Origin of the sequence: Klebsiella oxytoca NBRC 105695 (assembly GCF_001598695.1) — a bacterium.
Lineage (GTDB): Bacteria > Pseudomonadota > Gammaproteobacteria > Enterobacterales > Enterobacteriaceae > Klebsiella > Klebsiella oxytoca.
Genome location: NZ_BCZK01000003.1, coordinates 104861 through 119244, shown reverse-complemented (window position 1 = coordinate 119244; position 14384 = coordinate 104861). Strand labels below are relative to the sequence as shown.

The following is a 14384-nucleotide window of genomic DNA, read 5'->3' as shown; positions in this document are numbered from 1 at the left end:
TATGATACTGCTTTCGCACTATTTTCACCTGAGGGAAAGATGGGCTCCAGCAAAAAAGGGATGCTGAACGTACTGATCGCCGCCGTGCTGTGGGGCAGTTCCGGCGTCTGCGCGCAATATATTATGCAGCAAAGTCAGATGTCATCGCCGTTTCTGACCATGACGCGCCTGCTGTTCGCCGGTCTGATTCTTCTGATGCTCTCGTTCGTTCACGGCGATAAAATTTTCCGCGTCCTGCAAAATCGCCAGGACGCTATCAGTTTGCTGATTTTTTCGCTGTTCGGGGCGCTCACCGTGCAGTACACCTTTCTGATGACCATCGAGAAATCAAACGCCGCCACCGCGACGGTGCTGCAGTTCCTGTCACCGACGATTATCGTTGCGTGGTTTGCCATCGCCCGCAAAACGCGCCCCAGTCCGCTGGTGCTGGCGGCCATCGGTACCTCGCTGGCGGGCACATTTCTGCTGGTGACCCACGGCAATCCGACAACGCTGTCGATTTCTCCCGCAGCGCTGTTCTGGGGGATTGCTTCGGCATTTGCCGCCGCGTTCTACACGACATATCCATCGACGCTGATTGCCCGCTACGGCACCCTGCCGATTGTCGGCTGGAGCATGCTGCTCGGCGGCGCCATGCTGCTGCCATTCTACGCCGGACAGGGCAACCATTTTGTGGTGACCGGCGGCCTGCTGCTGGCCTTTTTCTACCTGGTGGTTATCGGCACCTCGCTGACGTTCAGCCTCTACCTGAACGGCGCGCAGAAGATTGGCGGCGCGAAGGCGGGGATCCTCAGCTGCGCGGAGCCGCTGAGTAGCGCCCTGCTCTCGCTGCTGCTGCTCGGCATTACCTTTAGCCTGCCGGACTGGCTGGGCACGCTGCTGATTCTCTCGTCGGTGGTGCTGATCGCCATGGATTCGCGGCGGCGGGTGAAAACAGGCTGACAATTATCTGGCCGGAGATGCTGCGACCTGAGTTTGCAGCATCTTCAGATCGTCATCCGACAGCTCACAAACCACCTGCACCAGCTCGCGCTCAAATCCCTGTTCCAGACATGAACGAGCAATACGCAACGCTTCTTCTTGTCTACCCTCTTGTTTACCTTCTAACTTGCCCTCTAACTTGCCCTCCAACTTGCCTTCTTGTCTCCCTTCCTGCCGTAGCCTTTCCGCAATCGTCATGAGTACCTCCTTATGTTGAGGAACGCGCCGCTCGACCTCGTGAAGAAATTCACCAAAATGAGGCGCATCACCACACTGCAGCATGTAATTAAACAGCGCTTTCAACTGGCTGTCATTAGCGCAACCTTTAACCAACAGCTCTGCTAATCGCTCCACCAGGCCAAGTAAATCGCGCTGGCGAATATGCTTTTGAATCAGCTCCAGCAACGCTACACGCCGGTGCTGCATAATGTCGTCATCCGGCACCACCGTAATATCCACCAGTGGGAAAGCGGCGGCATAAAGTCGTCGCGCTGTCTGCGTATCGGTAAACTCATCCAGCCAGCAAAGCGAGAAGGGATAAGGGCTTTTCGCGCCGTGATAAAACAGCATCGGCACCACCAGCGGCAGCGTTTTATGCCCGGCATCCAGATGACGCTGCATCGCCGCCAGCGCGTAGCGCATCAGCCTGAATGCCATATGCGCATCCGGCGTGCTCTGGTGTTCAATCACCACGTAGATATAGCCATCACCGTCGCTGGTTTTTAGCGACCACAGCACGTCGGAGTAGCTGGCGCGTAAATTCGCTTCAATAAAGCTGCCTGACTCCAGCCTGAGCGTTTGCAGATCGCATAGCTGGCGCAGCGACGCGGGAAGATGAATGTCGATAAAATCCCTGGCGCACTCGGGATGCGATAAAAACTGCTTAAAAACCGCGTCGTGCGGCGTCGAGGAGGTTCCTTTTTTCATCATGCTCCGCCATCCCTGAAACGCAATGGCAGAAATATATCCATCAAAAGAAAGGGGGGCATCTGCGCATCAACGGCTTTGCTTGCCGGTACGGAAGATAAATTTCAGCGGCTGAAACGGATGCATTTTTGCGGAAACCGGCACGCAAAATGGTTATTTCGGGAATGTGTCTATAGTTAGAAAAACCCTTTAATAAAAATAAGGATATCCATGATGAAGAGAATGAGTATTGCGCTTTCGCTGGCAGCCAGCCTGATGCTACCCCATCTGGCCGCAGCCGCGCCGCTCTCCGGCCTGAAGTTTGAACAGCAGAAGCAGCAGATCGTGAAGGATGTGAGGAAAAACTGCCCTGCCAGCAGCGCGCTGGATGATACGCAGTTTGCTAACCGCGTGCTGGAATCAGCGGAAAATAAGACCGCCATACAAAGCGCGACGCGGGCGCTGGATAAAAACAACAGCGCCGCTTATCAGAAGGCCATTAGCGGCATTCAGTGCCCAACGCCCTGATTCCGGCGGCGGGTTGGACGCCATCAGCGGTTCGGGATGATCAAATCCCCGCGCAGCGGGCTACTGCCGAGCATTTGCGTCTTCTCGGTCAGCCAGTTGACTATCCGGCTGGCCATCGCGTCCATGGAATATTCAATCGCCGGGATGGTCGGAATACCGGGCAGTTGTAACGAGCCCGCCAGGCTGAATACCATGACTTTTTCCGGCACCGCGCGGTTAAATGCCTGGAGCTGCGGCACCACCAGCTGCGCCTGCTGCTCGTTGGCAACCAATAACGCATTGAAGTTCAAGGTTGTTGCGTTATTCACCAGCTCCTGCACCGCTACGGATGGCGAAGGACTGTCGAGAAAAACCAGGTTGCGATTAAACGGCAGAAAATTCTTTTCCAGCGCGTGCTTATAGCCCAGCAGGACCTGGTCTGCAAAGCCGCTGCCCTGCGGGTGGATAAGCGCAATCTGCCTGCGCCCCTGGCTTATCAGATAGTTACAGGCCGTTTCCGCCGCGAATGCGTGGTCAAAATGAATACTGTTCGCCCCTTCGCTTTCCAGACAGTCGATCAGCACCACGTCAGGACGGTCGATATTGAGCGGAAACCGGGCGCCGATAATCAGCACGTTGTCGCATAAACCGCAGGTTAACTCTTCCAGAGAGTGCAGCACCCTACCGCGGCTGTTGGCAAAACGCAGCAGCAGATGCTTCTGGTGCTGGCTGAGCTGCTTTTCCAGCGCATAGAGATAGCTGGTGGTTTGATTGATGTTGTCCTGGGCGCAGATCACGCCGATGCAGCCGGTGGTCTGACTCAGCAAAGATTGCGCTATCATGTTCGGCCGGTAGTTGAGTTCTTCCGCCGCCTGTAATACCGCCTGCCGGCTGGCTTCCTTTACGCCGCGCGAACCGCTCAACACCCGAGAGACTGTGGCTTTAGATACCCCAGCTAATCGTGATACATCGTTGATAGTAGACATTATTTTCCCCTGACAGGGCTAATCCGATCCCTGTAAATCCATAAACCTGAATCGCTTCAATAATAACCAGCGGCAGTATATCCGTTTCCTTTTTTATTTGGAAACCGATTTTCCGTTTCGCGGAAAAACGTAGCAAAAATCACGAAAATCTGTGAGCCAAATCTAATTAACACACCCTTTGACTGATGGATCTTGACGGTTATCACAGTTCTGTTTTTTATAAATGGAAACCGGTTTCCGTCTGATATCAAATCATCCACGCAATAACTTTTTACATTTTGAGGATGATCGTCGATGTACAAGATTATGCTGTGCTGCTCTGCCGGGATGTCCACCAGTCTGTTGGTCAGAAAGATGGTCGATGCCGCGAAGGAACGCGCCCTGCCGGTGCAGATTGATGCCTATGGAGTTTCCGAATTTGATATGCAGTTTCCGCAGTACCAGGTGGTGCTTCTTGGGCCCCAGGTGAAGTACATGTTGAAAACCTTATCTGAGAAAGCCGCGCCCCTGAATATTCCGGTCCAGCCAATTAACACCATGGATTACGGGATGCAGCGGGGAGACAACGTTCTGGATTATGCCCTGTCGCTGATCGAAGCGCATTAAGAGGTGTACAAATGAGTTCTCTGTATCAGTCCATGATTGCCGTGATCGAGCAATCAATTACCCCGCTGGCAGGACGCCTTGGGCAGCAGAAATACGTTATCGCGATTCGCGATGGTTTCACTGCCGCATTGCCGTTTATGATCATCGGCTCATTCATGCTGGTATTTATCTTTCCGCCTTTTTCGCCGGATACCACTAACGGTTTCGCCCGCGGCTGGCTGGACTTCTCCCAGCAGTATCGCGAACAGCTGATGCTGCCGTTTAACCTCAGCATGGGCGTGATGACGTTCTTTATTTCGGTGGGAATCGGCGCCAGCCTGGGACGCCAGTTCCAGCTCGATCCGGTGATGTCCGGTCTGCTGGCGTTTATGGCTTTCTTACTGGTTGCCGCGCCGTATGCCGACGGCAAAATCTCCACCCAGTATCTCTCTGGTCAGGGTATTTTCACCGCTTTGATCACCGCTATCTACTCTACCCGCGTTTACGCCTGGCTGAAGCAGAACAACATTACGATTCGTCTGCCGAAAGAGGTGCCGACCGGCGTCGCGCGCTCGTTCGAAATCCTTATCCCGGTGCTGGTGGTGATCGCGACACTGCATCCGCTGAATCTGTTTATCGAAGCGCAGACCGGTATGATTCTGCCGCAGGCGATTATGCACCTGCTGGAGCCGCTGGTTTCCGCCTCTGACTCTCTGCCGGCGATACTGCTGTCGGTGCTGATGTGTCAGATTTTCTGGTTCGCCGGGATCCACGGCTCGCTGATCGTGACCGGCATTATGAACCCCTTCTGGATGGCCAACCTGTCGGCGAACCAGGCAGCGCTGGCGGCCGGCGCGGCTCTGCCCCATGTCTATCTGCAGGGTTTCTGGGACCACTATCTGCTGATTGGCGGCGTCGGCTCCACGCTTCCGCTGGCCTTCCTGCTGCTGCGTAGCCGCGTAGCTCACCTGCGCACCATTGGCAAAATGGGTATCGTTCCGAGCTTCTTTAATATCAATGAACCGATTCTGTTCGGTGCGCCGATAATCATGAACCCGATGATGTTTATCCCGTTCGTCTTTGTCCCGATGATTAACGCCGTTCTGGCTTACGGTGCGACGCGCCTCGGCTGGCTCAGCCAGGTCGTTTCGCTGACGCCGTGGACGACCCCGGCCCCTATCGGTGCATCCTGGGCTGCAAACTGGACGCTAAGCCCGGTGGTGATGTGCTTAATTTGCATGGTGATGTCAGCGGTAATTTATCTGCCATTCCTCCGCGCCTATGAACGCTCATTAATGAAAACTGAAGTCGAAAAAGCCAAAGCTGCGGTGCCGGTTGCCGAAACGGTCAGCCAATAATTAACTCATATATTTAATAGCATATTTATCATGACGGCATAAATAATGCGGAAAAGGGACTTTCACTGCATTATTTAAATAATAAGGTTAATGACCTCAGGAACTATTATGATTGAACTAGAAGATGCGGTAATGGAAATTATCGTTAATGCGGGACAGTCACGCTCATTATGTTTTGAAGCGCTGCATTGTGCCCGTAGCGGTAATATAGATGAAGCGCGCTTGCTGCTGAATGAAGCCGATGGCTACGCCCGTCGGGCACACCAGATGCAAACCCAGCTTATCGAGCAGGATGCGGGCCAAGCGCGCCAGCCGATGACCCTCATTATGGTGCATGCTCAGGACCATCTGATGAATTCCCTGCTCGCGCGTGAATTTTCAGAAGAGCTTATTCATTTATACCAGCGTTAATTTATATCAATATTTAGCAACTGTACCCGGAATAAATAAACCAGCTTATCCTGGCGGGATAGCTATTATCTAAATATATAAATTACTAAAAGCGAGATAATGATGAAAACTGTAAAAATACTGCCATTAACCATGGCGGTCGTCGCCGCGCTGTGCCCAGTTTCCGTATTTGCACAAGAGTTTACTCAGGAACAGATCGACGCCATTGTCGCCAAAGCCGTCGATAAAGCCCTGGCCGAACGCCAGGCGAAAATCGATGCCGCCGCCGATAAAAAAGTGGACGTCATTACCAACCCGCAGACCACCGCAGCCACGCCGGATATGGCGATCCCCTTCGGCCTGAAGTTCAGCGGCTACGCCCGCTACGGCGCGCAGTTCCAGACCGGCGATCAGAAGTTTGTCGGCGTGGATGGTTCCTATAACGGCGCCTCCGCGATCGGTCGTTTAGGCAACGAAGGCAACGGCGGCGAATTTCAGATAACCAAAGCCTTTAAGAGCAGTAAAGGCGCGATCTGGGATATCAACGTCATGTTTGACCACTGGAGCGACGAAGTTAACCTGAAAAAAGCCTACGTCGGCGTTACCAACGTGCTGGAGTCTAACCCCAACGCCTATATCTGGGCCGGCCGCGACTTCCATCAGCGCCCGCAACAGGGGATTAACGACTACTTCTGGATGAACCACGACGGCCAGGGCGCCGGGGTGAAAAACTTTGACATCGGCGGCGTACAGTTTGACGTGGCGGCGGTGTCGCAGGTGGAATCCTGTAGCCCGGAAGTGATGGCCGACGAAGCGAACCCGTCGCGCATCACCTGTACCGGCGGCTCCGGAACCGGCGATGATGGCCACTATGCGCTGACCACTAAAACCCACAATCTTAAAGCCGGGCCGATCGACGTTGAGGTTTACGCCAACTACGGTTTCGATTCGAAAGCGGTAGACAGCGACGAGCGTCTCGAAGCCTGGCAGGGCGGGCTGGTGCTGAGCCACACCAACGACAGCGGCGTCAATAAAGTGATTCTGCGCTACTCCGACAACTCGGATAACAGCGTCTATAACAAGACCGACGATCTCACCGCTATCTATGCCAGCTTTGAAGGGCTGCATAAATTCACCCAGCAGGCGCAGATCGAATATCTGCTGGCCTTCCACGACTATGACAACGGTACAGACAATACCGACAATCGTAAAAACTACGGTGCCATTGTCCGTCCAATGTACTTCTGGAACGATGTCCACTCCACCTGGCTGGAAGCGGGCTATCAGCGCGTCGATTACGACCAGGGCGGCGATAACCACGGCTGGAAGCTGACGCTGTCGCAGAATATCGCCATCGGTATGGGGCCGGAGTTCCGCCCGATGCTGCGCTTCTACGTAACCGGCGGTCAGGTAGATAACAAGCGCACCGCAAAGGTCAACGGCACCAAAGACGAACAGCTGGATTCGCTGAACGTTGGCGGCATGTTTGAAGCGTGGTTCTAAGCTTGTGAAGCCGTCCCGGATGGCGGCTGTCGCCTTATCCGGGCTACCGTACCGCAGACAACGGTGAACCTGTAGCCCGGCTAAGCGCAGCGCGAGCCGGGAAGAAGCCGTATCGATATATTTATCCCGGCGTATTCCCCGGGTGGCGGCGTAACGCCTTACCCGGGCTTCCCTACCGAGCAACGGTGAATCCGTCGCCCGATGTGATGATTACCTCTGGCTCATCCGGCGGGCAATGCGCTCAAGCTTAATCATCAGCAGCAGCGTGATGCCCACCAGCACGATGGTCAGCGCCGAACCATCGGCAATATTGCCGCGATCGGTGAGGCTGAAAATCGTCACCGGCAGCGTCGTCCAGCCCGGCGGATAGATCATCACCGTCGCGCCCAGCTCTCCCATCGACAGCGACAGGCTCAGCGCCAGCGCGGAGATCATCCACGGAGCCATGAGCGGCAGCGTGACAAGGCGCAAGCAATACCACGGCGATGCCCCGAGGCTGGAGGCGACGCTTTCAATATCGGCGGAAATCCGCGTCAGACCGGTGGAGACGTTGCTGAAGGTAAACGCAGAAATCAGCACGAAGTGCGCCGCCAGCACGATCCAGAAAGTACCGTTCATTTGTAGCGGCCCCTGGCTGAAAGCCACCAGAATGCCTAAACCCACCGATACCGAAGGAATGGCGCTCGGTAAATAGAACGCCAGCCCAAGATATTTTTGCAGCTTCGCACCGTGCTGGCGCAGAGCCAGCGCAGCCCACGTGCCGCACAGCAGAGCGAACAGGCTGGCGCAAAATCCAACCATCAGGCTGGAAAAGAGCGCATCCCACGCAGCCCCGCGAAAGGCGTTCACAAAGTGCCCAAGGGTAAAACCGGACGGCAGCAGGCCGTTCCACTGCTGGCTCAGGCTGGACATCAGAATCACCGCCAGCGGCAGGAAGAAGAATCCGGCAAACAGCGTTGCCGCCAGCGCGCCCGCCGCCGCGCGGCCTTTACGCGACCAAATCAACATCGTTAGCTCCTCACGCCGGTACGCGCGGCGGCCAGGCGATAGATTATAAACAGTCCCAGCGACAGCAGAATATTTATCAGGGCAATCATGCAGGCCTGGCTGTAATCCGATTCGAGAATAGCCTTGCTGTACACCATCATCGGCAGCGTATTCACGCCTTTGGCGCCGATAAACAGTACGATGCCGAACTCGTTAGTCGTCAGCAGCAGGCACAGGCTACCGCCCGCCATCAGCGCCGGCAGCGCCGCCGGGAAAATCACCTGGCCGATAACCCGCAGCGGATGCGCGCCGAGAATACTCGCCGCCTCTAGCTGGCTTTTATCAATCTGCCGCAACCCGGCCATCAGCGGACGCATCACCAGAGGCGTGAAAACGGTGATTTCCGCCAGAATCACGCCCTGAATGGAATAAAGAAAATCGATCGGCGGCAGTTCGAAAGACAATAGCGACATTAGCGCGCCGTTCAGCAAACCCGCAGAGCCGTAGATAAAAGTAAACGCCAGGGTAATGAGAAAGGTCGGCAGGGCAATAAAGGTATCAATCACCCGGCTGATCAACTGGCTGCCGGGAAAGGGAATAAACACCAGAATCAGCGCCAGGACGCTGCCGAGCAGCAGGCAGCCCAGGGTGGCGAAGACCGCGATTTGCATCGTATTGAGCAACGCGTTGATAAAGCGCCGGGATCCCACGACCTGCCAGAAGGTTTCAAGGCTCAGGTGACCGCTGGCATCACGTAGCGCCTGTTCGCCGATCAGCAGCAGCGGGTAGAAAAACAGGGTCGCCAGCACCATCAGCGGCGGCAGAAGCCACAGTAAGGGCCGCAGCTGAACAGAGCGACGCGGGAGCGTTAGGATCTGCGACATTATGACACCTCAATCAGGACCGCATCGTTGGGTTCAAAATAGAGCGCCAGCCTGTCGCCGGCCCGCGGCAGCGGATCCACGTGGGTCATCACAATGCGCACCGCCTCCCCGGCCACTTCGCATAGCAGGTGGGTCAAATCGCCCTGCCAGTGCACCGACTGCAGGGTAGCGTTAAGCCGGTTGCTGGTGGCCGTTCGCGGCGCGAGGCTCATATGCTGCGGACGAATACACAGCAGCTTATTATTGCCGTGCTGACCGCCGCGGCTGAAAGCGGTAATCAATCCACCGCCGCAGCTGACGCTGACCAGGCCAGGCCCTGCGGTATCTTTCAGCGCCGTCGCCTGCAGGATATTGGCGCGTCCGAGAAACTCGGCGGTGAAACGATTAGGCGGATAGTGGTAAAGCTGATGGGTTTCGCCATGGGCAATGAGCGAGCCGTCTTTCATGATGCCAATCTTGTCCGCCAGGGTCAGGGCTTCGGTCTGATCGTGGGTAACGTAGAGAATTGTGAGTTCCGGCAGTTCGCGATGCAGGCGGGCAATTTCCTCCACCATGTTGTGACGGATTTGCGCATCCAGCGCCGAGAGCGGCTCATCAAGCAGCAAGACCCGCGGACGTACGGCGATGGCGCGGGCAATCGCGACGCGCTGCTGCTGGCCGCCGGATAGCTGGTGCGGATAGCGGCTGGCGTAATCCGCCATGCCGACGATTTTCAGGGCGTCTTTGACGCGTGCAGCTATCTCCGTTTTCGGCTGCTTCTGCGCCCGCAGGCCGAAGGCGACGTTATCTTCTACCTTCATATGCGGAAACAGGGCGTAGTTTTGCACCACCATGCCAAGGCCGCGTTGATACGGCGGCAGGTGGGTGACATCCGTATCGCCCAGCAAAATCCGCCCGCCCGCCGGCTGTACAAATCCGGCTATCGCCCGCAGCACCGTGGTTTTTCCGGATCCGGATGGACCGATCAGCGCCAGCACTTCACCCGGTTCAATAGTTAAGGTCAGCGGCTTCAGCACCACGTTGCCGTGATAAGAAACGCGCAGCGAGTCGAGAGTGATCCCGGACGTTCCCGTCGACGACGGGGGATGAGCGACGGTTGTTTTCATTAACATCACGCTTACTCGCTGTCGGTGACTTGATGCCAGCGGGCAATATCCGCCGACAGTGAAGCCGCAACCTCGTCCCAGTTGGGTTCCCAGCTTTTCACGCCGTTAAGCGCCGCTTTCGCCGCTTTAAAGTTAGCGTCTTCCGGCGTCACGTCGCTGCGCGCCGGCAGCCCCCAGGAGAGCGCGCTAACGCTGGCCTGAGCGGGCTTATCGAGCAGGAAGTTAATCAGCTTTTTACCGTTTTCACCGTTCGGGCCGTTTTGCACCAGACCAATGGTATAGGGCAGCGCCAGCGCGCTGCGTTCGCCTTTAGCGTCTGCGGGCCAGAAGATTTGCACATGCGGATTACGCGCCATCTGCGACAGGTTCATTTGCAGATCGCCGTTAGCGACGTACAGCTCACCTTTATTGACCAGCGCGGTCAGCTTACCGGTAGAAGCCGATGGTCCGACGTTGTTGGTCTGGAGTTTACCCAGATAATCGAACCCCGCATCTTTGCTGCCCAGGCTGTGGAACGCCTGCAGCATGACCGCCGTACCGTCGCCCGCCTGTCCCGGCGTCGAGTACTGCAGCTTGTTCCTGAAACGGCTATCGAGCAGATCCTGCCAGCTGGCCGGCGCGGTTTTCAGCAGCCTGCTGTTATAGATAAAGGTCAGATAGTTGTTCACCAGCGGCGAGTAGCGGTCGTGGACGCCGGGGATCTGGTCGCTGCCCTGCGGCTTAAATTCGGCCAGTAATTGTTCTTTGGCGGCGCGCTGGATAAACGGCGGCACCGTCACCAGCACGTCCGCCTGCGGATTGGTGCGCTCTTTTGCCAGCCGTTCGACAATCGCTCCAGAGCCGCCTTCAACGTACTGCACTTTTATGCCCGTTGCCTTTGTAAAAGCGGCAAACTGGTTCTGATACCAGCTGTTGTCGCCGTCGTGCAGGCCGTCGGCGGAATAAACGGTGACAACGTCAGCGGACCACACCGGGGCGCTGGCGAGTACGGTAACGGTTAACAGAGCAAGTCGGGAGAGTTTCATCGTATCAGCCTCTTCGGATGGTGATCTTTATGGTCTATACCAGATTGACGTTCACGCTACCGGGGCTTTATGACAAAACGATGAATGAAGTGTGGCAAAAGGATTAAACGGAGGGAGATATACCGCTCCCGGAGGCGGCGCTTGACGCGCCTGTCCGGGCTACCCGTCCGCAGACGGCGGTGAACCCGTAGCCCGGTCAGCGCAGCGCCACCGGGACGCTCGGCTCTGAAACATTCAATACCGAGTCCTATCCCGGAGGCGGCGCTTGACGCGCCTGTCCGGGCCACCCGTCCGCAGACGGCGGTGAACCCGTAGCCCGGGTAAGGCGCCAGCCGCAACCCGGGGAAAATGCTCGGACAGGACCCATAAAATCAATGGGTATCGACTTCGATGCGCAGGCTGTCGTGACGCCAGTACTCGATATCGTAATCGAGAATTCGCCCGTGTTGATCGTAGTTGAGCCGGCGCAGCAGCAGCGCCGGACGCCCTTCCATCACCCCCAGAGCCTCGGCGGCCTGGGGCGGCATCGAGGTGGGCCAGAACGACAGATGCATACTGGTATATATCAGGTCATAGCGGGTCTGATAAATCTCGGTCAGGCTGCCGTTTAAATCGTGGCGCAGCAGCTCGGGAACCCTGGCGGGCAGACAGTGGTTTTCACAGTAGCAAATCGCCCGCCCGTCGGCATAACGCAGACGGGTGAGCAGGTAAACCTGATCGAATGGCTGCAGCGCCAGTGGCGCCATAACGTCCAGCGGAACGGCGGTTAAACGCCCGTCCAGCAGCACCGTTTTCGGCTCCCGCCCCTGCTCCAGGCACAGCTTATGGAAGTTAGTATTTTGCGTCGGATCCAGCCAAAGCCGCTCCGGCGTGACAAACCAGCCGCGGCGGTCGGCGCGATAAATCACGCCGCTGGCCTCAAGCTGCGCCAGGCTCTCGCGCACCGTAATACGCGTGGTATTGAACAGCGCGCACAGCTCGCGCTCGGAAGGCAGTTTATCGCCGCTCTTCAACGCGCCGTTTTGAATACGCGCCTGTAGCTGCGCCTTGATCAGCAGATACTGTGGCGTCTCGCCAGAGGGTGATTTCATGTTCGCTCGCTGCCAAATTTGATGCGCTCATTATACATAACCAGATGAATTTTTTGTTGCAGCGCCACTTTCCCTTTGACCTTTTCCGCAGACGATCGCCATTATAAAAAGTATCTGGTATAGACCAAATGGTGAAATAGATGAATTCACGCAATTATCTGCTGCTGACCCCCGGCCCACTGACCACTTCCCGTACGGTAAAAGAGGCGATGCTGTTCGACAGCTGTACCTGGGACGATGACTACAATCTCGGCGTGGTTCAGGCCATCCGCCAACGGCTGGTGGAACTGGCGACGCCCGCCGACGGCTACACTTCAGTACTGCTGCAAGGCAGCGGTAGCTACGCGGTTGAGGCAGTGCTCGGCAGCGCGATCGGCGTGCAGGACAAGATTTTGATTATCAGCAATGGCGCCTACGGCGCGCGCATAATCGAGATGGCGAAACTGTTGAACATTGCGCACCACCCTTACGACTGCGGTGAAGTCGCGCGACCGGACGCTGCAGCGATCGAACGGATCCTGCAAACCGACCCGGCGATCACCCATATCGCTATGGTCCATTGCGAAACGACAACCGGTATGCTCAACCCGATCGAAGCGGTGGCGGCGCTGGCAAAACGGTACGACAAACGCTACATCGTCGATGCCATGAGCAGCTTCGGCGGCATTCCCATGGACGTCGCCGCGCTGAACATTGACTATCTGATCAGCTCCGCCAACAAATGCATACAGGGGGTGCCGGGCTTCGCCTTCGTCATTGCCCGGGAAGCGGAACTGGCAAACTGCCAGGGCCGCTCGCGCTCGCTGTCGCTGGATCTCTACGCCCAGTGGCGCTGCATGGAGGATAACCACGGCAAGTGGCGCTTTACTTCACCGACCCATACCGTGCTGGCCTTTGCCCAGGCGTTAAAAGAACTGGCGGAGGAAGGCGGCGTGAGCGCGCGTCACCAGCGATACTGCGCTAACCAGCAGCGTCTGGTGGCCGGAATGCGCGCATTAGGCTTTCAGCCGCTGCTCAACGATAGCCTGCACTCGCCGATCATCACCGCGTTTTACTCTCCGGATGCGCCGCAGTATCGCTTTAAGGATTTCTATCAGCGGCTTAAAGAGCAGGGTTTCGTGATCTACCCGGGCAAGGTGTCGCAAAGCGACTGCTTCCGTATCGGCAACATTGGCGAAGTGTACGACGCCGACATCACCGCCCTGCTGGCGGCCATTAAAAACGCCATGTACTGGCAACGCTAAGGAACCATCATGAACCGTATTAACGCCGTTATTCTTGATTGGGCAGGCACCACCGTCGACTTTGGCTCCTTCGCGCCGACGCAGATTTTCGTTGAGGCCTTCCGTCAGGCTTTTGCCGTGGAGATTACACTCGAAGAAGCCAGGGTGCCGATGGGTCTCGGCAAATGGCAGCATATTGCAGCGCTGGGGAAACTGCCCGCCGTGGACGCCCGCTGGCAGGCGAAGTTTGGCCGCGCGATGAACGCTGCCGATATCGACGCGATCTATGCCGCGTTTATGCCGCTGCAGATTGCCAAAGTCGTCGATTTTTCTGCGCCAATCGCCGGGGTTGTCGACACCATTGCCGCGCTGCGCGCCGAAGGTATAAAAATTGGCTCCTGTTCCGGCTATCCGCGTCCGGTGATGGAAAAGCTGGCGCCGGCCGCCGCCGCGCAGGGCTATGCGCCTGACCACTGGGTAGCGACGGACGACCTCGCCGTCGGGGGACGGCCGGGACCATGGATGGCGTTGCAGAACGTCATTGTCCTCGGCATCGACTCGGTAGCCCACTGCGTCAAGGTTGATGATTCCGCTCCCGGCATTACCGAAGGATTAACCGCCGGGATGTGGAGCGTGGGTCTGGCGGTTTCCGGTAACGAATTCGGCGCCAGCTGGGAGGAATATCAGCAGATGAGCGCCGAAGAGATCGCCGCCCGCCGCGAGCACGCCGCCGGGAAGCTGTCCGCCGCCGGGGCGCATTACGTCGTGGATACGCTGGCGGATTTACCGGGCGTCATTGCCGACATCAACCGTCGCCTGGCGCAGGGCGAACGCCCGTAGATTTATTGACGG

At 56.8% G+C, this 14384-nt stretch carries 15 protein-coding genes; 8 read left to right on the top strand and 7 right to left on the bottom strand.

Features of this window, described 5'->3' with window-relative positions:
• Positions 1-39 precede the first annotated feature (39 nt).
• On the top strand, positions 40-942 hold the full coding sequence (locus KO1_RS06430) for a DMT family transporter (RefSeq protein ID WP_004107039.1): 903 nt from the start codon (positions 40-42) through the stop codon (positions 940-942).
• Between the two features lie 3 nt (positions 943-945).
• On the opposite strand, the gene KO1_RS06425 is transcribed toward KO1_RS06430, so the two are convergent.
• Entirely contained in the window at positions 946-1908 is a 963-nt protein-coding gene (locus KO1_RS06425; RefSeq protein WP_024274836.1) for an Rpn family recombination-promoting nuclease/putative transposase, read from the bottom strand.
• Positions 1909-2118: 210 nt separating this feature from the next.
• Between KO1_RS06425 and KO1_RS06420 the strand changes: the two genes are divergently transcribed.
• Positions 2119-2415: a YicS family protein gene (locus KO1_RS06420; RefSeq protein WP_224227088.1), complete on the top strand. Its 297-nt coding sequence runs from the start codon at positions 2119-2121 to the stop codon at positions 2413-2415.
• Positions 2416-2438: 23 nt separating this feature from the next.
• On the opposite strand, the gene KO1_RS06415 is transcribed toward KO1_RS06420, so the two are convergent.
• On the bottom strand, positions 2439-3380 hold the full coding sequence (locus KO1_RS06415; protein ID WP_004107045.1) for a LacI family DNA-binding transcriptional regulator: 942 nt from the start codon (positions 3378-3380) through the stop codon (positions 2439-2441).
• A gap of 294 nt (positions 3381-3674) precedes the next feature.
• Here KO1_RS06415 and KO1_RS06410 point away from each other — a divergent pair, with 294 nt between their 5' ends.
• The 4 genes from KO1_RS06410 to KO1_RS06395 all read left to right on the top strand — a co-directional run bounded on the left by KO1_RS06410 (position 3675) and on the right by KO1_RS06395 (position 7216).
• Positions 3675-3986 (top strand): PTS sugar transporter subunit IIB, encoded by a 312-nt coding sequence (locus KO1_RS06410; RefSeq protein WP_004107048.1) that lies wholly within the window; start codon positions 3675-3677, stop codon positions 3984-3986.
• Between the two features lie 11 nt (positions 3987-3997).
• Positions 3998-5323 (top strand): PTS cellobiose transporter subunit IIC, encoded by a 1326-nt coding sequence (locus tag KO1_RS06405; protein ID WP_004107062.1) that lies wholly within the window; start codon positions 3998-4000, stop codon positions 5321-5323.
• Positions 5324-5431: 108 nt separating this feature from the next.
• Positions 5432-5734 (top strand): PTS lactose/cellobiose transporter subunit IIA, encoded by a 303-nt coding sequence (locus KO1_RS06400; RefSeq protein WP_024274838.1) that lies wholly within the window; start codon positions 5432-5434, stop codon positions 5732-5734.
• A gap of 102 nt (positions 5735-5836) precedes the next feature.
• On the top strand, positions 5837-7216 hold the full coding sequence (locus KO1_RS06395) for a carbohydrate porin (RefSeq protein ID WP_004107068.1): 1380 nt from the start codon (positions 5837-5839) through the stop codon (positions 7214-7216).
• Positions 7217-7426: 210 nt separating this feature from the next.
• Here KO1_RS06395 and phnV read toward each other — a convergent pair whose 3' ends face one another.
• The 5 genes from phnV to phnR all read right to left on the bottom strand — a co-directional run bounded on the left by phnV (position 7427) and on the right by phnR (position 12309).
• On the bottom strand, positions 7427-8224 hold the full coding sequence (phnV, locus tag KO1_RS06390) for a 2-aminoethylphosphonate ABC transport system, membrane component PhnV (protein WP_024274839.1): 798 nt from the start codon (positions 8222-8224) through the stop codon (positions 7427-7429).
• A gap of 2 nt (positions 8225-8226) precedes the next feature.
• A complete protein-coding gene (phnU, locus tag KO1_RS06385) occupies positions 8227-9087 on the bottom strand; it encodes a 2-aminoethylphosphonate ABC transporter permease subunit (protein WP_024274840.1) in 861 nt (286 codons plus the stop codon).
• The gene (phnT, locus tag KO1_RS06380; protein ID WP_024274841.1) at positions 9087-10199 is read right to left on the bottom strand and encodes a 2-aminoethylphosphonate ABC transport system ATP-binding subunit PhnT; all 1113 of its coding nucleotides are present in this window, start codon (positions 10197-10199) and stop codon (positions 9087-9089) included. Before phnT ends, phnU begins: the two co-directional genes overlap by 1 nt.
• Before the next feature lie 5 nt (positions 10200-10204).
• Positions 10205-11218: a 2-aminoethylphosphonate ABC transporter substrate-binding protein gene (phnS, locus tag KO1_RS06375; RefSeq protein WP_004107080.1), complete on the bottom strand. Its 1014-nt coding sequence runs from the start codon at positions 11216-11218 to the stop codon at positions 10205-10207.
• Between the two features lie 371 nt (positions 11219-11589).
• On the bottom strand, positions 11590-12309 hold the full coding sequence (gene phnR, locus KO1_RS06370; protein WP_004107085.1) for a phosphonate utilization transcriptional regulator PhnR: 720 nt from the start codon (positions 12307-12309) through the stop codon (positions 11590-11592).
• Positions 12310-12449: 140 nt separating this feature from the next.
• Here phnR and phnW point away from each other — a divergent pair, with 140 nt between their 5' ends.
• Together phnW and phnX are read left to right on the top strand one after the other, a co-directional pair.
• On the top strand, positions 12450-13553 hold the full coding sequence (gene phnW / locus KO1_RS06365) for a 2-aminoethylphosphonate--pyruvate transaminase (RefSeq protein ID WP_017145206.1): 1104 nt from the start codon (positions 12450-12452) through the stop codon (positions 13551-13553).
• Between the two features lie 9 nt (positions 13554-13562).
• Positions 13563-14372 (top strand): phosphonoacetaldehyde hydrolase, encoded by an 810-nt coding sequence (gene phnX / locus KO1_RS06360; protein WP_017145205.1) that lies wholly within the window; start codon positions 13563-13565, stop codon positions 14370-14372.
• Positions 14373-14384: the final 12 nt, after the last annotated feature.